Genomic DNA, 18,861 nt, shown 5'->3' with positions numbered 1-18,861 from the left:
ACCCTGTCCCTGATTAATTACCAGCTACGACAGATTGAAGCTGGTGGACAGGCTGTACCCTTCGCCATAGGCACTGCGCAGCGGCAGGTCCTGGCCCAGCGCGGAGCGCGCCTTCTTGCGCAGCCGGTAGACCAGCATGTCCACGCGGCGTCCGGCATCGGGATCGTCGCCGCCGATGCCCGCCACGATCACCTGCCGCGGCACGGGCCGCGTATTGATCGTCAGCAGGTGCAGGAAATTGCATTCCTTTTCCGTCAGCGTGATGGCCTGGCCTTGCAGTTCGAGCTGGCGGGCAGACAGCCGCAGGGTCCATTTGCTGGGTACCGGCGCCGTTTCCTGCGGGCCGACGCGACGGTCCAGCGCCTCGATATGGGCAGCCAGTTCGGGAAACTTGATGGGCTTTGTCAGGTAATGGTCGGCGCCCAGGCGCAGGCCGAGGATGCGGCTGTCGAAATTGACGCGTCCCGTGAGCACGAGCAGGCCGATCTGGGGATACAATTGACGCATCCTGGGTATCACATTGATACCGTCCTCGTCGGGCAGACCAAGGTCCAGCACGACGACGCCAACATTACCCTGGCTTAACGCGGACCACATCTCGCCCGCGTTGCTGGTAATGCTCACACCGTGTCCCAATTCCCCCAGGTAGTCAGCCATTTCTTCGGCGTACTCCAGGTTGTCTTCCACGATCAATATCTGCGTCATCGATGGCCATTTTGATGTTGTTTCGCTACCCAAAGAATTATCACGGGAGTAACGGGTAGGGCGCAAGGTTTATACGGCGACCGGAAGCCAAATCCGGAACTTCTTGCCGCTTTCAGGCAAGTTTTGCACGCTGAGAGTGCCGCCGTGCACTTCGATCACGGCTTTCGCCATGTACAGGCCGATTCCCGAGCCCGCTGTCCCGGCGGCGGCGCTGCCGCGAAATCCCTTGTCGAACAGGCGCCCCGTTTCGTTTTCCGGGATCGCCGGGCCACTGTCGGCGACGGTGAATTGCACCCCGCCTTCGGCGGCCTTGCCCGCCCACAACACGATCGGCGACTCGGCCGGCGTGTACTTGACGGCATTGTCGAGCAGCACGTCGAGGCACATCCGCATGCCTTCCGGGTCGGCGCGCACCCAGGCGGGCGCATCGCCGGCCTGCACGACAATCGCGGAACGCCGCGCGCGCGCCTGAGCCGCGGCCGCTTCCATCAGCGCGGCCGGTACGATGCCATTCTCGCGCTGGCGCCGCCCGATCGACGCCAGCCGGTCGGGCGACAGGTATTCCTCGACCATGGCCAGCAACCGGTCCACCGCGCCCTGGATCTTGTGGTAGCGCTTCGTGGTGCCTTCGTCGGCACCCTTGTCCGTCATGACGAGGCGCTGGATGGCGCCATCGATCGTGGCCAGCGGCGAACGGAATTCATGCGACAGCATGGAAGCGAATTTTTTCTGCTGCCGCTCGAACTCGCGGCGCGTTGTAATGTCGCGCACCACGCCGACCAGCCGCGTACTGTCGACAAGCGTGGATTCGATCTCCACGGCAATGCCTTCCAGTTCCGCCTCGCGCACCAGCGTGCGGCGGCTGTCGTCCCCTTGGCGGAAACGCTCCAGCCGTTCGGGCAGCTCCTGCAGCAAGGGACCGGCCAGGGCCAGGGCACGGTCCAGTACCTCTTCCGGCGCCCAGTCGAAGCGCCGTTCCGCGGCCGGGCTGACATACAGCAGTTGCCCCGTAGTACAGTCGAGCATCCAGTGGACGTCGGTGCCGTACTCGAGCATCATGCGGTAGCCAGCTTCGTCCATGCGTCGTGTCTCAGTCGATCAGCGGTGCAAAGATCTGTTGCAGGTCTTCCTGCGTCAGTGCCATTTTCTGCGATTCCCCCTCGGCCAGCACGGATTGCGCCAGGTCGGCCTTCTTCTGCTGCAGCACCTGGATTTTTTCTTCCAGCGTGCCCTTGGCGATCAGTTTATAGACAAACACCGGCTTGTCCTGCCCGATGCGCCATGCGCGGTCGGTGGCCTGCTGCTCCGCGGCCGGGTTCCACCATGGGTCGTAGTGGATGACGGTATCGGCCGCGGTCAGGTTCAGGCCCACGCCGCCCGCTTTCAGGCTGATCAGGAAGATCGGCACGGCGCCCTGCTGGAACGCGGCCACCTGGGCGCCGCGGTCGCGGGTTTCGCCGGTCAGCAGCGCATACGGAATGTCGCGCGAGTCGAGCTCTTCCTGGATCAGTTCCAGCATCGACGTGAATTGCGAGAACACGAGGATCTTGCGCTTTTCCTCCAGCAGGTCTTCCAGCATCTGCATCAGGTCGGCCAGCTTGGCCGATCCGGCAGCCTGCTGCTTGCGGGCGGACAGCGATTTCACCAGCCGCGGATCGCAGCAGACCTGGCGCAGCTTCAGCAGCGCCTCCAGGATCACGATCTGGCTGCGCGCCACGCCCTTGCGGTCGATTTCCTCGCGCACCTTCTGGTCCATCGCCAGGCGCACGGTTTCGTACAGGTCGCGCTGCGCACCGGTCAGTTCGACCTTGCGCACCATTTCCGTCTTCGGCGGCAATTCCTTGGCCACGCTGTCTTTCGTGCGGCGCAACAGGAACGGCTTGATCCGGCGGTTCAACAGCATCCTGCGCTGCGGATCGTCCTGCCGCTCGATCGGGTGGCGGAATTGCGAGTTGAACGATTTTTCATCGCCCAGCAAGCCCGGCAGCAGGAAGTGGAATTGCGACCACAGTTCGCCCAGGTGGTTCTCCAGCGGCGTGCCGGACAGGCACAGCCGGTGCTTCGCACGCAGCAGGCCCGCGCTCTGCGCTGCTTTCGACCGGGTGTTCTTGATGTAATGCGATTCGTCCAGGATCACCAGGTGGAAGTCGTGCTCGCGCAGTTTTTCCTCGTCGCGCGGCAGCAGCGCATACGTCGTCAGCACCAGGTCCGCTTCCGGGATCTTGTCGAACAGCTCGGCGCGATCCTTGCCTTGCAACAGCAGGGTTTTCAGGCTCGGGGCGAAGCGGGCCGCTTCATCCTGCCAGTTGCCCATCAGCGACGTCGGCGCGATGACGAGCGTTGGATGCGTCATCCGGCCCGATTCCTTTTCAACGAGGATGTGCGCGAGCGTTTGTACCGTCTTGCCCAGGCCCATATCGTCGGCCAGGATGCCGGCCAGACCGTATTCACGCAGGAATTGCATCCATGCCAGGCCTTCGCTCTGGTAATCGCGCAGCGTGGCCTGCAGACTGGCCGGCGTGGCCACGCGCTTCACGGCCGAGAACTGGTTCAGCCGGCGCCCCATCTCGCGCAGCTCCTCGCCGCCCGTCCACTGGAACTCGCCCGTGCGGGCCAGTTCGTCCAGCCGCGCCGCATCGAGCGTGCTCATGCGCACTGCGTGGCGGATCTTGTCGTTGAAATACAGCTCGCCCAGCGTTCCAAGGATCGGCCTGAGGCGCGCCCAGGGCAGCGCCACGCGGGTACCGCCGGGCAGCGTGGCCAGCATCTGGTCCGTTTCGCCGTGCGCCGACAGCGCCTTGGTACTGAAATCGTTGGGCATGTTGCGGATCATCTGCACCAGCACCGGCAACAGCGGCACGCGTTCCTCGCCCACGGTGATGCCCAGTTCCAGCTCGAACCAGGCATTGCCCGTCTCCGCGCCCTCTTCCTCGATCTCGGCATACCACTCTTCCACCGGCGCCACATCGTAGCGGTATTTCGGCGTCTTTTCGACTTGCCAGCCATCCTCCTGCAGCGCTTCGATGCCGGACTCGGCAAAACGGATCCAGTCGGCCTGGCCAGCCAGCAGCAGGCCGCCGCGCACAGACGACAGCGGCAGCGCCGTCGGCTTGCGGAAGCCCAGCTGCGTCAGCGTTTCCAGCGCTGCCGTTTCCAGCGCCTCGTTGCGCACGATGATCTCGGTGACCTCGCCACGCTGGCGCACCACGCGCTGCGATGGGTCGAACGATACACGCTCGCCATCGTAGTCATACGACAGCACTGCGTAGTCATGCCATTTCTGCACCGAACCATCGGACAGCTGGGCCGCATCGAGCACCAGGATCGGGCGCGGCTTGACGTCTTCGCGCAGGCGCTGCGGCAATGGCTGCGGCAGCGGCATCAGCTGCTGCAGGCCGTGCGCGAGCAGCAACTGCGACACGCGCATCTTATCGTTCGGCATCAGCAATGGTGCTTGGGCAACCAGTGCCTGCAGCTCGGCCAGCGCAATGTCGGCACCGCCCTGGTTCAGGTGCAGCACGCCGCACGACAGGTTGTCGATATACCACGGCGGTTCCGTCGGCAGCATGTAGTCGATCTGGTCGGCGCCGGCATGGCGGGCATTGGCCGGCACATTGGCCGGTTCTTCCACTTTCCAGCCCAGCCGCAAACCCTTGCCCTCTTCGCGCCAGGCCAGGTTGGCGGTGCGCCCCTGGCCGGCTTTCATCGGATAGACGAGGCCGTTGCCCACGTCCGCCCACGAATTTGCCCACAGCAGCTTTTCTTGCTCGGACAGCATTTGCAGCAGTGCCGCGCCGATCTTGCCGCGTGGCTCGGTCGCGCTGCCGGTCGGCGAATTCGGCCCGGTCCGCATGGCCACGAAGAAGCGCACCAGGTCCTCGTCGCCCGGTTCCAGGAACGGCGGCGGTGCCGACAGCAGCGAGAACACTTCGTTGACGGGGCTGGCGGCGGCCACGTCGCCATTCGGGCGCAGCCGCGCCTTGTACAGCGCCAGCGCCACGTGCCGGCCGCCGGACGTGGGCGCCAGCACGTAGATGAGCTTGTAACTGGTTTGCTTCGGATCGGGATCGACCGGAGTCAGTTTTGCCTTCGGGTGCGCAGCGGCATCAACCCGCTGCAACCAGATGGCGACCGCATAGGGCAACTGGGTTGCCGGCGGACTGGCGGGAGCGGGGGCGGGTGCAGCGGGAGTTGCAGGGGCTTCGTCGCGGGTCAAATCCATTGGTCGCATCGGTGTATTCAAGACGGTTCAAAAACAGCAACATGCAATATTATCCGCCAACAGCCTTCCTGTGTTCGTATATGTTCTAACTTATCGGGCTTCTCCACATGGCGCGGTGCCGTCGGGTATGATTAAAAGCTTGTCTGTCGAGAACCGAACTGAACACATGCTGCCTTCCATCGAACAACGCCTGGCCGTCGAGCTGGCCGCCAAGCCGGCCCAGGTGGCCGCCGCGATCGCCCTGCTGGACGAGGGTGCCACCGTCCCCTTCATCGCCCGCTACCGCAAGGAGGCCACCGGCGGCCTCGACGATATCCAGCTGCGCCTGCTGGAAGAGCGCCTGCGCTACCTGCGCGAGCTGGAAGACCGCCGCGCCAGCATCGTGGCGTCGATTACCGAGCAGAACAAGATGACACCGGAGCTGCTCGATGCCGTCCTGCATGCCGAGGACAAGACCCGTCTGGAAGACCTGTACCTGCCCTACAAGCAGAAGCGCCGCACGAAGGCGCAGATCGCTATCGAGGCCGGGCTGACGCCGCTGGCGGAGAACCTGCTTGCCGATCCCGCGCTGAATCCGGAAGCGGAAGCGTCGCAATTCCTGCGTGAAGCATTCACGACGCCCGATGGCAACAATGCCGGCGTGGCCGATACGAAAGCCGCGCTGGACGGCGCCCGTCAGATCCTGATGGAGCGCTTCGCCGAAGACGCGAACCTGGTCCAGTCGTTGCGCGAATACGTGCAAGACCATGGCGTGGTGGAATCAAAAGTTATCGAAGGCAAACAGGAAGCCGGGGAAAAGTTCGCCGATTATTTCGATTACGCCGAGCCGCTGTCCACCGTGCCGTCGCACCGTGCGCTGGCGCTGATGCGCGGCCGGCGTGAAGGCGTGCTGGACGTGACGCTGCGCCTCGATACCGAAGCGGAAAAACCGAAATGGGATGCGCCGCATAACCCTTGCGAAAGCCGCATCGCCGCCCGGTTCGGCATCAGGCAGGCGGGGCGCCCCGCCGACAAGTGGCTGGCCGACACCGTGCGCTGGACCTGGCGCGTGAAAAGCTTCATGTACCTGGAAACGGAACTGATGGGCGCGTTGCGCGAGAAGGCCGAGCTCGATGCCATCGGCGTGTTCGCCACCAACCTGAAGGCCCTGCTGCTGGCGGCCCCTGCCGGCCCGCACGCGACGATGGGCCTGGACCCGGGGCTGCGCACCGGCGTGAAGGTGGCCGTGGTCGATGCCACCGGCAAGGTCGTCGATACCGCCACCGTGTATCCGCACCAGCCGCGCAACGACTGGGAAGGCACCTTGCACGTGCTGGGCCAGCTGGCCGCGAAACACAACGTGTCGCTGATTTCGATCGGCAACGGCACCGCGTCGCGGGAAACGGACAAGCTGGCGCAGGACCTCATCAAGCGCAATCAAGAGCTCAAGCTCCAGAAAATCGTCGTCTCCGAAGCAGGCGCGTCGGTGTATTCGGCCTCCGAATTCGCCTCGCGCGAATTGCCGGACATGGATGTGTCGCTGCGCGGCGCCGTGTCGATCGCGCGCCGGCTGCAGGACCCGCTGGCCGAACTCGTCAAGATCGATCCGAAGTCGATCGGCGTGGGCCAGTACCAGCACGACGTGAGCCAGTCCCAGCTGGCGCGCACGCTCGATGCCGTGGTCGAGGATTGCGTGAACGCCGTGGGCGTGGACGTGAACACCGCATCGGCGCCGCTGCTGGCGCGGGTGTCGGGCCTGTCCGCCAGCGTGGCGCAGAGTATCGTCAGCTTCCGTGACCAGAAGGGCGCCTTCACGTCGCGCGCGGCGCTGAAGAAAGTGCCGCGGCTGGGCGACAAGACGTTCGAACAGGCGGCCGGTTTCCTGCGCGTCATGAATGGCGACAATCCGCTCGATGCCTCGGCGGTGCACCCGGAATCGTATCCGGTCGTCGAAAAGATCCTGGCCGACATCAGCAAGGACATCAAGTCGGTGATCGGCGCGACGTCCGTGCTGAAGACGCTGTCGCCGGCAAAGTATGCCGACGACAAGTTCGGCGTGCCCACGGTGACCGATATCCTGAAGGAACTGGAAAAGCCGGGCCGCGACCCGCGCCCCGAATTCACCACGGCCACCTTCAAGGAAGGCGTGGAGGAGATCGCCGACCTGCGGCCGGACATGATCCTGGAAGGCGTGGTCACCAACGTGGCGGCATTCGGCGCCTTCGTCGACATCGGCGTGCACCAGGATGGCCTGGTGCACATCTCGGCGCTGTCGAATACCTTCGTGAAGGATCCCCACACGGTCGTGAAGGCCGGCCAGGTGGTCAAGGTGAAGGTGCTGGAAGTGGACGTGAAGCGCAAGCGCATCGCCCTCACCATGCGCCTGTCGGACAATGCGCCGGCGGCCGGCTCGCGGCCCGAGCAAAAGGGCGACCGCAACGATCGCCGCGCCATGGGCCAGCAGCAGAAGAACACGGCGCGCGAGCCGGCGATGGGCGGTTCGATGGCGGCCGCGTTCGCCAAGCTGCGCGGCTGACGGCGGCAGGCGCTGCCGGGCGGTCAGGAGTCCTTGACGCTGAGCAGCCGGCCCGTCACGCGGGCCAGCGCATACAGCGCCAGCGACATCACGGCCGAAGACAGGATCAGCACGCTGGCCCAGGCCAGCTCGTCGTGCTGGCGCAGCGCCATCGTGCCGCTGACCAGCGGCGGTACCTGGATGCCGGCGATGATCAGCATCGCCACGGCCTGGCGGCGATAGGTGGAGACGCGCGCGGGCGCATGGGTAAAGATGTCGCGCGCCTCCCCTTTCGGCGCGCGCCACAGCATCCAGCTCATCGAGTGGCCGGCCAGCTTCCAGCCGGCGGCCTTGGGCGCCTCGGCATAGTGGGGGTCTTCGATCTCCTTCGTGGAAGCAAAGTCGATCCGGTAGTCATAAGGCTCGGGCAGGTCGGCCTGGAAGGTATAGATGCCGAAGGGCGCCACCGATTCCAGGTGCAGGCCCTGGGCCGACTGGCGTTCCAGCCAGCGCTCGATGCGCTCGGGATGCCAGGCGGCTCCCAGCCTGATCTTCCTGACCCGCCTGATGCCCCGGTTTCCTTCCATCCCGCGATCCTCCTGTCCTGTTTCAGAGAGCGCTACCAGCGGATTATGGTAGCACGGAGGCAACTATGCGCCGCGGCGCAAAAGCTACAGTGCGGTAGCACCGCCTGCCGCTGACGCAGCGGCTGCCGCAGGGGAGACTTGACGCGGGCCCGTCCTGCAACGGACAAGGGAATCCCTGTAAAATGCCGGTATTCCGAAATTTCCGATATTTTTCTTATTGAGGCAGCTATGAGCGACGTACAACAGTGGATCAAGCAAACCGTGACGGGCACCCCGGTGGTGCTGTTCATGAAAGGCACCGCGCAATTCCCGCAGTGCGGCTTTTCCGGCCGCGCGATCCAGATCCTGAAGGCTTGCGGCGTCGAGAATATCGCCACCGTCAACGTGCTGGAAGACCCCGAAGTGCGCCAGGGCATCAAGGAATATTCGAACTGGCCTACGATTCCCCAGCTGTACGTGCGCGGCGAATTCATCGGCGGTTCGGACATCATGAACGAGATGTATGAGTCGGGCGAGCTGAAGACGCTGCTGGACAACCAGGGCTGAATCTCGCATGACCGGGCGCCCGCGGCGGATCGTCGTTGCCATCACGGGCGCAACCGGCGCCGTGTATGGCGTGCGGCTGCTGCAAATGCTGGGGGCGCTCAATGCGCCCGCGACACCTTCGCTGCCCGGCGTGACGCCTCTCCAGGTCGAGATTCACCTGGTGATTTCCGACGCCGCGGTGCTCACCCTGCATGAGGAAACGGGCCTGGCCCGGCGCGAAGTGGAAGCGCTCGCGCACGTCGTGCACAAGGCCCATAACGTGGGCGCGTCGATCGCCAGCGGATCATTCCTGACCGACGCGATGGTGATCGCTCCCTGCTCGATGAAAACGCTGGCTGCCGTGGCCCATGGCCTGGCCGACAACCTGGTCGCACGCGCCGCCGACGTGATGCTGAAGGAGCGCCGCCGCCTGGTGCTGATGGTGCGCGAAACGCCTTTCAACCTGGCGCACCTGCGCAATATGACGGCCGTCACGGAAATGGGCGGCATCATTTTCCCGCCGTTGCCGGCGTTTTACCACCGGCCGCAAACGATCGCCGACATCGTGGACCACACGGTGGCCAGGGTGCTCGACCTCGTTGGCCTGGAAGCGGCCGGCGGCACGACGCCGCGCTGGAACGGCCTGGCCAGCCAGGGCTAGCCGGCCCGCGCCATTATTTCTGGTAGTTGACCCGCACCAGCATGCGGATGAATTCGCGTGCGATCTGCCGGTGATGTTCATCCAGGCGCTGCAGGTCCGCGATCAGCTTTACATCCGCCGATTCGAACCGCGACAAGCCATTGGCGCCCTCGCCGGCCGGTGCCGCCGTTTCCGCCCCGCCGAATCGCAGCCATTCCGCCGGCACGCCCAGCCATTGCGCAATCATCCGCAATTTTTCCTGCGTGGGGATTGCCTCGCCCACCAGCCATTTTCGTGCCGCGTGCACGGTGATCGGCCGCCCTTCGAACCGGATGTTGAATTCCCGTGCCAGCCTTGTGGGACTGTCAGGGGAATAGTGAGCATTTTTCAAAGCCTGCTGGAGTCGCTGGCTAAAGCTTTCGCGTTCATTCGAAGAATTCATAGTTGCACTATTTCATGTCACGACCTGAATGTCAGTCTCAAGTGTGCTCAGACCAATTGTGACAAATTGGTGGTGGATACAATTAACATTGTAACCTCCAATCAATCACCCATTCCAGCCCTAAAGCAACTTTTTCGCGCAACTTGTTGCGTGATTGCATGCAATTTGCTGGCGCCTTGCTTGTCTCGTCAGACACAATGGTTGTGATTTATGCAACTAAAGGGATGACATGAAGGGAGGAGTGGCCATGCTGGATTTCTCCTCATCGGCGTGTTCAGGCATCCCTGCGTAAGGGTTACAGATACAGGGTTTAGAAGTAGGGCTACTTTATTAGTAGCTAGTACGAAATCGTATGATGCCGCCACTATCCGTTTCACGGCGCACGATACCGTCACGCCATAATTTGTGGAGGTGGGCGAGCGCCTCGCCGAGCGCAAAGCTGAGCATGTGGGCGTCCAATGGACGGCGGAACATCAATGGGACAATGTCCGCGGCCGAGCGCGGTTCTGCGCAGGCGGCGACAACTTCTTCCAGCCGGGCGGCATGGTGGTCGCGCAATTGCGCGATGCGCGTATGCAGGCCACGGAACGGCTTGCCGTGCGCAGGCAGCACCAGCACATCGTCCGGCAGGCCGGCAAAACGTTCCAGCGAATCCAGGTATTGCTGCAGCGGATTGCCTTCCGGCTCGATCGCGAACACGGAGACATTGGTGGAAATGCGCGGCAGCACCATGTCGCCGGCGACCAGCACGTTCAGCGCCTCGCAATACAGCGAAGCATGCTCGGGCGAGTGGCCAAAACCCGTGATCACGCGCCAGGCATGGCCGCCGATGTCCACCTGCTGGCCATGCTCCAGGCGGAAATAGGAAGCCGGCACGGACGGCACGAGCGATGGATAGTAATTCTTCCGGCTCTGCATTTTTTCCAGCATGTCCGCATCGACGAGTCCATGCCGCCGGAAGTGCTCGACGGCGCCCGTGCCATCGACGCCGGGCAGCGCCGCCGCCATCATCCGCGCAAAACCGTATTCGCCGGCCGTCATCGCCAGCGGCGCATCCCAGCGCGTGCACAGCCAGTCCGCCAGCCCCACGTGGTCGGGATGGCAATGCGTGACGAGCACGCGCCCCAGCGGCTTGCCGCCGAAATGGCTGGCCATCACCGCTTCCCATCCGGCGCGGCTGGCATCGGTGGCGGCGCCGCAATCGACGACGGTCAGCGTGCCTTGCGCATCGTCGAGCAGCCACAGGTTGATATGGTCCAGCGCGAACGGCAACGGCAGGCGCAGCCAGCGGATGCCCGGGCCGATATCGATGGCGTCGCCGGGTGCGGGCACCGTGTCGCCGAACGGATAATGCAGCTGGGCTTCGAGCGGATTCATCGATTCTCCTGTGTGGCGGTGCGCTACAATGCTTGGACGCTCCGCATTGACGTAACGTAAACGGAAACACTCATTGTAAGCCATGTCCACCTACACCATTACCGAGCTGGCCCGCGAGTTCGACATCACGCCCCGCGCCATCCGCTTCTATGAAGACCAGGGCATCCTGTCGCCATCGCGCGAAGGTGCCGGCGGCCGCAACCGCGTGTACACGCCACGCGACCGCACCCGCCTGAAACTCACGCTGCGCGGCAAGCGCCTCGGCCTGTCGCTCTCCGAGATCAAGAGCCTGGTCGACATGTATGAAACGCCGAAGGATACGGCGGCGCAGATGCACCGCTTCCTCAACGTGCTGGCACAGCACCGTGAAACGCTGGAGCAGCAGCGCGAGGATATCGAGATGTCGCTGGCCGAGATCGCCGCGCACGAAGAAGAGTGCCGGCGGCTGCTGGCCGCCCAGGAACATGGCGAACGGCTGGGGACCAACGGCTGAGCTCGCGGGGGCCACAAGGCCCTTGCCTGCGCGGGACTTTACGTTTACGTTAACGTAATATCGAATTAATCGCTAATTCCCATCAAGAGAGACGAGGACGACATGCTGCATCTCCCAGGCCTGACCTTTGACCATGGCGAAGACATCGCCGCGCTGCGCGAAGCCGTGCAGCAGTTCGCCGCGGCGGAAATCGCCCCCCGGGCGGCGGAAATCGACCGCACCGACCAGTTCCCGATGGACCTGTGGCGCAAGCTGGGCGAACTGGGCCTGCTCGGCATTACCGTGGGCGAGGAATACGGCGGCTCGGGCATGGGCTACCTGGCCCATATCGTGGCGATGGAAGAGATTTCGCGCGCTTCCGCCTCCGTCGGGCTGTCGTATGGCGCCCACTCGAACCTGTGCGTCAACCAGATCAAGCGCAACGGCAACGAAGAACAGAAGCGCAAGTACCTGCCCAAGCTGATTTCCGGCGAGCACATCGGCGCGCTGGCGATGTCCGAGCCGAACGCGGGATCCGATGTCGTCAGCATGAAGCTGCGCGCCGACCGCAAAGGCGACCATTACGTGCTGAACGGCACAAAGATGTGGATCACCAACGGACCGGACGCGGACACGCTCGTCGTCTACGCGAAAACCGACCTGGCAGCGGGCCCGCGCGGCATGACCGCGTTCCTGATCGAAAAGGGCTTCAAGGGCTTTTCGATCGCGCAAAAGCTCGACAAGCTGGGCATGCGCGGCTCGCACACGGGTGAACTCGTGTTCGAGGATTGCGAGGTGCCCGTCGAGAACGTGCTCGGCGGTGAAGGCAAGGGCGTGAACGTGCTGATGTCCGGCCTCGACTTCGAACGCACCGTGCTGTCCGGCGGCCCGCTGGGCATCATGCAGGCGTGCATGGATGTCGTGGTTCCCTACGTCCACGACCGCAAGCAGTTCGGCCAGGCGATCGGCGAATTCCAGCTGATGCAGGGAAAACTGGCGGACATGTACTCGACCATGATGGCATGCAAGGCCTATGTGTATGCCGTGGGCCAGGCCTGTGACCGCGCCGCGTTACCCGAGCAGGTGCGCGCACTGCGCAAGGATGCTGCCGGCGCGATCCTGTACAGCGCCGAAAAGGCCACGTGGATGGCCGGCGAGGCGATCCAGGCGCTCGGCGGCAACGGCTACATCAACGAGTACCCCGTGGGACGGTTGTGGCGCGACGCGAAGCTCTACGAAATCGGCGCGGGCACCAGCGAAATCCGCCGCATGCTGATCGGCCGCGAACTGTTCGCGGAAACGATGTAATCCGAGCCCTTACGGCTGAGCCCCGTCCGCGAACTGAGCCGTGAAGATGACGATGACCCAGCCCGCCTTTCCCAAGCTGCTGTCCTCGCAGATCGCGTTCGATATCGCGCGCGCGATCCTCGATGGCTTCGACAAGCACTATCGCCTGTTCCGCCAGGCCAGCCGGGAGGCGCGTGGCCATTTCGAGCGGGGGGAATGGGCGGTGGCGCAGGAGGCGGCCCGCGAACGCATCGGGTTCTACGACCGCCGCGTGCAGGAGTGCGTGCACTTGCTGGAAGACGACTACGCACCGGAAGACCTGACCGACGACGTGTGGCGCGAGCTGAAGCTGCATTACATCGGCCTGCTGACGCGTCACAAGCGCCCCGAGCTGGCGGAAACGTTCTTCAATTCCGTGTGCTGCAACATCCTGCACCGCCGCTACTTCAACAACGAGTTCATCTTCGTGCGCCCGGTCGTCTCCACCGAGTACATCGATACGGCAGAACCGGCGCCGACCTACCGCGTGTATTACCCCGGCGCGGACGGCATGCGCGCCACGCTGGGCCGCATCGTCTCCGATGTCCAGTTCGCCACCGCGTTCGCCGACCTGCCGCGCGACATCGCCCGCGTCGAAGAGCGGCTCGCCCCGTTCTTCGAAGACCTGGCGCCGAATGCGCAGTTCCAGGTGCTGTCCAGCCCGTTCTTCCGCAACAAGGGCGCCTACCTCGTCGGCAAGGCCATCAACGGCGACCGCGAGCTGCCGTTCGTCGTGCCGATCCTGCACGACCATGACGGCAAGCTCCTGATCGACACGGTCCTGATGGACCAGCAATACATCGAGGCCCTGTTTTCGTTTACGCGCGCCTACTTCATGGTGGACATGGAAGTGCCGTCCGCCTGCGTGCAATTCCTGCGCACCCTGCTGCCGCGCAAGCCGCGCAGCGAACTCTATACCGTGCTGGGGCTGCAAAAGCAGGGCAAGACGGCGTTCTACCGCGACTTCCTGCAGCACCTGAAGCATTCGTCGGACCTGTTCGAGACCGCGCCCGGCATCCGCGGCCTGGTGATGCTGGTGTTCACGCTGCCATCGTTCCCGTATGTCTTCAAGGTGATCAAGGACTTCTACCCGCCGCCGAAGGACACCACGCGTGCCCAGGTCAAGGAAAAATACCTGCTCGTGAAGAACCACGACCGGGTCGGCCGCATGGCGGACACGCTGGAGTATTCGAACGTGGCCTTCCCGCGCGCCCGCTTCGCCGCAGCGCTGCTCGCGGAACTGCAACACCACGCGCCATCGCTGGTCGAAGAGGAAGGAGACCAGCTGGTGATCCGGCACCTGTACATCGAGCGCCGGATGACGCCCCTGAACATCTGGCTCATGCAGGCCGGGCAAGCCGGCAACGCGGCCGCGCTGGACCATGGGGTCGTCGAATACGGCAACGCGATCCGCGACCTGGTGGCGGCGAACATCTTCCCCGGCGACATGCTGTACAAGAACTTCGGCGTGACCCGGCACCGCCGCGTGGTGTTCTACGATTACGACGAGATCGAATACATCACCGACTGCAATTTCCGCGCAATCCCGGCCGCGCGCAACGAGGAAGAGGAAATGGCCTCCGAACCGTGGTACCCGGTCGCGAAGCACGACGTATTCCCCGAACAGTTCGGCCAGTTCCTGCTGGGTAACCCGAACATCCGCCGCAGCTTCCTGCGGCACCATGCCGAACTGCTGACACCCGAATGGTGGCAGGCGTGCAAGCAACGCATCCTCGACGGCATCGTCGACGACGTGTTCCCCTACCCGCAAGCCATCCGATTTTGCACTATCACGGCATCGACCGCGATGCCTCCAATGGAGACCATGAAATGAATGATCCTGTCGTTATCGTCGGCGCCGCTCGCACCCCGATGGGCGCCTTCCAGGGCGATTTTTCCAGCCTGTCCGCCAACGACCTCGGCGCCGTCGCGATCAAGGCCGCCGTCGAACGGGCCGGCATTGCGCCCGAGCTCGTCGAGCACGTCTATTTCGGCAACTGCCTGATGGCGGGCCAGGGCCAGGCACCGGCGCGCCAGGCGCTGCTGAAGGCCGGCCTGCCCACGTCCACCGGCGCCGTCACGCTGTCGAAGATGTGCGGCTCGGCCATGCAGGCGGCGATCTTCGCGCACGACCAGCTGGTGGCGGGCAGCGCGGAAGTCGTCATTGCCGGCGGCATGGAATCGATGACCAATGCGCCCTACCTGGTGCCGAAAGGCCGCGGCGGCTACCGCATCGGCCACGGCATGCTGTTCGACCACATGATGCTGGACGGCCTGGAAGACGCGTACAGCAAGGATGAAAAAACCGGCGGCGGCCGCTCGATGGGCACGTTTGCCGAGGAATGCGCGACGAAGTTCAGCTTTACGCGCGAGCAGCAGGATGCGTTCGCGATCGAATCCGTGAAGCGCGCACAGGCGGCGTCGACCGGTGGCAAGTTCGCCTGGGAAATCGCCCCGGTGACCGTTTCGGGCCGCGGCGGCGACACCGTCATCGACAAGGATGAAGGCCCGGCGAAGGCCAGGCTGGAAAAGATCCCTACCCTGAAACCGGCATTCAAGAAGGACGGCACGATCACGGCCGCTTCCTCGTCGTCGATCAACGACGGCGCCGCCGCGCTGGTGCTGATGCGCGAATCCACCGCGCAGAAGCTCGGTGCGCCCGTCATTGCCAGACTGGTCGGCCATGCCACGAATGCGCTGGCGCCGAACGAATTCACCACGGCCCCCGTGGGCGCCATCAAAAAGCTGCTCGACAAGAACGGCTGGAAGGTGTCGGACGTGGACCTTTTTGAAATCAACGAGGCGTTCGCGGCGGTGCCGATGGCGGCCATGCACGAGCTCGACATTCCGCATGCAAAGGTCAACGTGCATGGCGGCGCCTGTGCGCTGGGCCACCCGATCGGCGCTTCCGGCGCACGCATCATCGTCACCCTGCTGGGCGCGTTGAAGGACCGCGGCGGCAAGCGCGGCGTCGCGGCGCTGTGCATCGGCGGCGGTGAAGCCACGGCTGTCGGCGTGGAGCTCGTCTGATGCCGGTGGCCCTGATCATCGGCGCCTCGCGCGGCATCGGCCATGAACTGGCGCGCCAGTACCTGAAGGACGGCTGGCGCGTGATCGCCACGGCCCGCAAGGCGGACGATGGCGCGGAACTGGCCGCGCTGGGTGCGGAAACGCACGTGCTGGACGTGAACAACGTCGAGGCCGTTGCCGGCCTGGGCTGGAAGCTCGACGGCGAGCACGTCGACGTGGCGGTCCTGAACGCCGGCGTGTACGGCCCGCGGCACGATGGTTTCCCCGTCCAGGCGGACTTCGACAACGTGATGCACACCAACGTGCTGGCCGCGATGCGGCTGCTGCCGATCGTTGCCCCGATGGTGGCCGCGGCAGGCGGCAAGCTGGCCGTCATGTCGTCGAGGATGGGCTCGATCAGCGAGCGGCACAGTGCGACCGGCTCGTTGTACCGCGCCAGCAAGGCGGCGCTGAACTCGGTGCTGGTCGACACGGCGCTGACGTTCGGCGAACAGGGCGCCACGTGCGTGGCGCTGCACCCCGGCTGGGTGCGCACCGACATGGGCGGCACTGGCGCCGACCTCGATCCGGCGGACAGCGCCAGCGGCATCCGTGCCACGCTCGCTGCCCTGCCCGCCTCCCCGAAACCGGTCTTCGTCACCTACGACGGGCAGCCGATCGGCTGGTGATCGAACACGACAAAGAAAAGAGAATGGACGAGACATGGTACTGAGCGAAGAACACCGGATGATCCGCGATGCGCTGCGCGACTATGCGCGCGAGCGCCTGGCGCCGCAGGCGGCACGCTGGGACAAGGAACATCATTTCCCGCAGGCGGAACTGAAGGAACTGGCGGCGCTGGGCGCGTTCGGGGTGGCGGTGCCGGAAGAGCTCGGCGGCGCCGGCCTCGACTACGTGTCGCTGGCGCTGGTGCTGGAAGAAATCGCGGCCGGCGATGGCGGCACGTCGACGATCATTTCCGTCAACAATTGCCCCGTGTGCAGCATTGCGATGATGTATGCCAACGCGGCGCAGAAAGAGCAATGGCTGCGCCCGCTTGCCACCGGCGCGATGCTGGGCGCGTTCTGCCTGACGGAGCCGCACACCGGCAGCGACGCGGCCGCGCTGCGCACCACGGCCACGCGCGACGGCAACGATTACGTGATCAACGGCACCAAGCAATTCATCACGTCCGGCAAGTACGCGGACGTGGCGATCGTGCTGGCCGTGACCGACAAGGCCGCCGGCAAGAAGGGCATCAGCGCGTTCTGGGTGCCAACCTCGGCCCCCGGCTACATCGTTGCCGGGCTCGAGCAGAAGATGGGCCAGCATTCGTCCGACACCGCGCAGATCGTGTTCGACAACTGCCGCATCCCGGCGGCAAACCTGATCGGCGAGGAAGGCATGGGCTACAAGATCGCCCTGTCCGGCCTGGAAGGCGGCCGCATCGGCATTGCGTCGCAGGCGGTGGGCATGGCGCGCGCCGCCTTCGAAGCCGCGCTTGCCTACGCGAAGGAACGTGAGACATTTGGGCAACCAATCTTCCAGCACCAGTCGGTACAATTCAAACTCTCCGAGATGGCAACGCAGATCGAGGCCGCGCGCCAGCTGATCCTGCACGCGGCGTCGATGAAGGATGCCGGACTGCCCTGCCTGAAGGAAGCGGCGATGGCCAAGCTGTTCGCGTCCGAAATGGCGGAACGGGTGTGCTCGGATGCGATCCAGGTGCACGGCGGTTATGGTTATGTGTCCGACTTCCCCGTGGAACGGATCTACCGCGACGTGCGCGTCTGCCAGATCTACGAGGGCACTTCCGACATCCAGAAACTGCTGATCGCCCGGGCGCTGTAAGTTGTCACGAAACTGTATGGTTTTGTACCTCCGGCGTACCAGTTGATCTTTTTTTGCCATTGCTCTTATAAAATGGACAAATAGGAGATTTGCTATGTATCGAGTGATGCTGGTGGAAGACGACACCCGCCTGGCCGATCTGGTCACGGAATATCTTGCGGGCTATGAATTCAAGGTGGAGGTGGTGGGCCGCGGCGACGAGGCGCTGGCGCGCTTCAAGGCCAGCCCGCCCGACATCGTGGTGCTGGACCTGATGCTGCCCGGGCTCGACGGCATGCTCGTCTGCCGCCAGCTGCGCGACATCACGAAGGTGCCGATCCTCATCATGACGGCCCGCGAGGATTCCTACGACGAGGTATCGCTGCTGGAACAGGGCGCGGACGACTTCATCAACAAGCCCGTCCAGCCGCGCGTGTTGCTGGCCCGCCTGCGCGCGCTGCTGCGCCGCGCCCAGGGCAAGAGCGCCGGCGATGCGCTCACGTTCGGTGCGCTGTCGATCGCCACCAGCGACCGCACGGTTACCTGGCGCGGCGAACCCTGCGTGCTGAGCAATACCGAATACAAGCTGCTGCTCGTGCTGGCCGAATCGGCCGGCACCGTGCTGTCGCGCGACGCCTTGCTGAAGAAAATGCGCGGCATCGAATTCGACGGCCTCGACCGCAGCATCGACAACAGCATCTCGAAACTGCGCCGCAAGTTCGACGATGCCGACTCGGAAAAGATCAAGACCGTGTGGGGCGAAGGCTATTTGTTCTCCCCTTCCGCGTGGTCGCAGTAAGCATCCACGGAACTTCAGTTTCAGCGGAAAATTCTCCGCCCGAGGCTAATGCCGCTTAGATAAGCCAAACCCAGAGGCAGATTCCGGGGTCAGGGAGAAGCGCTGGCCTGCAGGCCAGCACCGCGCTGCCGGCGAGGAGCGGTGCTCCTTGAAATCCCGGCATAGCCCCGACGGGGTGCCACAGGGGGTGACGCAGGGGTTTCGTGGAGCATGCTCCGCGCCTGCGGAACGATGCGGCCCTGCATGGCCGCAGCTTCGCGGAGCATGCTCCGTGCCTGTGGCACGGTGTGAGCCTGCAGGCTCACACTCTCCCTGACCCCAGCCCTTCGCTTTCGGGGTGTCTGCATGTCGGCCAAGCACCAACTGAATGCATCAGACGCCCCAACCACGGCATGTGCAGCGGCGCACGCCACGATTGGCCGCCTGCCGCGCC

General features: G+C 64.3%; 16 protein-coding genes. 10 read left to right on the top strand and 6 right to left on the bottom strand.

Annotated elements, in window-relative coordinates; all coding sequences use genetic code 11:
* Positions 1 to 24: 24 nt before the first annotated feature.
* The 3 genes from ACY65G_RS19175 to ACY65G_RS19165 form a co-directional block, all read right to left on the bottom strand.
* Positions 25 to 705: a response regulator transcription factor gene (locus ACY65G_RS19175; RefSeq protein WP_464998896.1), complete on the bottom strand. Its 681-nt coding sequence runs from the start codon at positions 703 to 705 to the stop codon at positions 25 to 27.
* A gap of 69 nt (positions 706 to 774) precedes the next feature.
* Positions 775 to 1,785, bottom strand: coding sequence for a PAS domain-containing sensor histidine kinase (locus ACY65G_RS19170; protein WP_464998895.1), 1,011 nt, complete (start codon positions 1,783 to 1,785; stop codon positions 775 to 777).
* 10 nt (positions 1,786 to 1,795) lie between these two features.
* Positions 1,796 to 4,927 carry a DEAD/DEAH box helicase gene (locus tag ACY65G_RS19165; protein ID WP_464998998.1) on the bottom strand — a complete coding sequence of 1,044 codons (3,132 nt, stop codon included), beginning with the start codon at positions 4,925 to 4,927 and terminating at the stop codon, positions 1,796 to 1,798.
* 166 nt (positions 4,928 to 5,093) lie between these two features.
* On the opposite strand from ACY65G_RS19165, the gene ACY65G_RS19160 reads away from it, so the two are divergent.
* Positions 5,094 to 7,442 carry a Tex family protein gene (locus ACY65G_RS19160; RefSeq protein WP_464998894.1) on the top strand — a complete coding sequence of 783 codons (2,349 nt, stop codon included), beginning with the start codon at positions 5,094 to 5,096 and terminating at the stop codon, positions 7,440 to 7,442.
* A 23-nt stretch (positions 7,443 to 7,465) separates the two neighbouring features.
* Here the strand turns inward: ACY65G_RS19160 and ACY65G_RS19155 are convergent, their stop codons facing one another.
* The gene (locus ACY65G_RS19155) at positions 7,466 to 8,008 is read right to left on the bottom strand and encodes a DUF2812 domain-containing protein (RefSeq protein WP_464998893.1); all 543 of its coding nucleotides are present in this window, start codon (positions 8,006 to 8,008) and stop codon (positions 7,466 to 7,468) included.
* Between the two features lie 228 nt (positions 8,009 to 8,236).
* On the opposite strand from ACY65G_RS19155, the gene grxD reads away from it, so the two are divergent.
* A complete protein-coding gene (gene grxD, locus ACY65G_RS19150) occupies positions 8,237 to 8,554 on the top strand; it encodes a Grx4 family monothiol glutaredoxin (protein WP_464998892.1) in 318 nt (105 codons plus the stop codon).
* Between the two features lie 7 nt (positions 8,555 to 8,561).
* Positions 8,562 to 9,194 carry a UbiX family flavin prenyltransferase gene (locus ACY65G_RS19145; protein ID WP_464998891.1) on the top strand — a complete coding sequence of 211 codons (633 nt, stop codon included), beginning with the start codon at positions 8,562 to 8,564 and terminating at the stop codon, positions 9,192 to 9,194.
* 13 nt (positions 9,195 to 9,207) lie between these two features.
* Here ACY65G_RS19145 and ACY65G_RS19140 read toward each other — a convergent pair whose 3' ends face one another.
* Together ACY65G_RS19140 and ACY65G_RS19135 are read right to left on the bottom strand one after the other, a co-directional pair.
* Positions 9,208 to 9,615 (bottom strand): hypothetical protein, encoded by a 408-nt coding sequence (locus ACY65G_RS19140; protein ID WP_464998890.1) that lies wholly within the window; start codon positions 9,613 to 9,615, stop codon positions 9,208 to 9,210.
* 330 nt (positions 9,616 to 9,945) lie between these two features.
* Positions 9,946 to 10,992 (bottom strand): MBL fold metallo-hydrolase, encoded by a 1,047-nt coding sequence (locus ACY65G_RS19135; RefSeq protein ID WP_464998889.1) that lies wholly within the window; start codon positions 10,990 to 10,992, stop codon positions 9,946 to 9,948.
* A gap of 82 nt (positions 10,993 to 11,074) precedes the next feature.
* Between ACY65G_RS19135 and ACY65G_RS19130 the strand changes: the two genes are divergently transcribed.
* The 7 genes from ACY65G_RS19130 to ACY65G_RS19100 all read left to right on the top strand — a co-directional run bounded on the left by ACY65G_RS19130 (position 11,075) and on the right by ACY65G_RS19100 (position 18,428).
* Positions 11,075 to 11,485 (top strand): MerR family transcriptional regulator, encoded by a 411-nt coding sequence (locus ACY65G_RS19130; protein ID WP_464998888.1) that lies wholly within the window; start codon positions 11,075 to 11,077, stop codon positions 11,483 to 11,485.
* A 102-nt stretch (positions 11,486 to 11,587) separates the two neighbouring features.
* On the top strand, positions 11,588 to 12,772 hold the full coding sequence (locus tag ACY65G_RS19125) for an isovaleryl-CoA dehydrogenase (protein WP_464998887.1): 1,185 nt from the start codon (positions 11,588 to 11,590) through the stop codon (positions 12,770 to 12,772).
* A gap of 52 nt (positions 12,773 to 12,824) precedes the next feature.
* Positions 12,825 to 14,624 (top strand): bifunctional isocitrate dehydrogenase kinase/phosphatase, encoded by a 1,800-nt coding sequence (gene aceK / locus ACY65G_RS19120; RefSeq protein WP_464998886.1) that lies wholly within the window; start codon positions 12,825 to 12,827, stop codon positions 14,622 to 14,624.
* Positions 14,621 to 15,820, top strand: a complete 1,200-nt coding sequence (locus tag ACY65G_RS19115; protein ID WP_464998885.1) for an acetyl-CoA C-acyltransferase — start codon at positions 14,621 to 14,623, stop codon at positions 15,818 to 15,820. Before aceK ends, ACY65G_RS19115 begins: the two co-directional genes overlap by 4 nt.
* On the top strand, positions 15,820 to 16,488 hold the full coding sequence (locus ACY65G_RS19110) for an SDR family oxidoreductase (RefSeq protein ID WP_464998884.1): 669 nt from the start codon (positions 15,820 to 15,822) through the stop codon (positions 16,486 to 16,488). The genes ACY65G_RS19115 and ACY65G_RS19110 overlap by 1 nt, the downstream gene beginning before the upstream one ends.
* 34 nt (positions 16,489 to 16,522) lie before the next feature.
* Positions 16,523 to 17,650, top strand: coding sequence for an acyl-CoA dehydrogenase family protein (locus ACY65G_RS19105; protein ID WP_464998883.1), 1,128 nt, complete (start codon positions 16,523 to 16,525; stop codon positions 17,648 to 17,650).
* Between the two features lie 94 nt (positions 17,651 to 17,744).
* Entirely contained in the window at positions 17,745 to 18,428 is a 684-nt protein-coding gene (locus ACY65G_RS19100; protein WP_464998882.1) for a response regulator, read from the top strand.
* The last annotated feature ends 433 nt before the right edge of the window (positions 18,429 to 18,861 follow it).

It is taken from the genome of Pseudoduganella sp. jia 12 (genome assembly GCF_055502675.1).
This window is presented reverse-complemented; position numbering and strand designations above follow the sequence as displayed.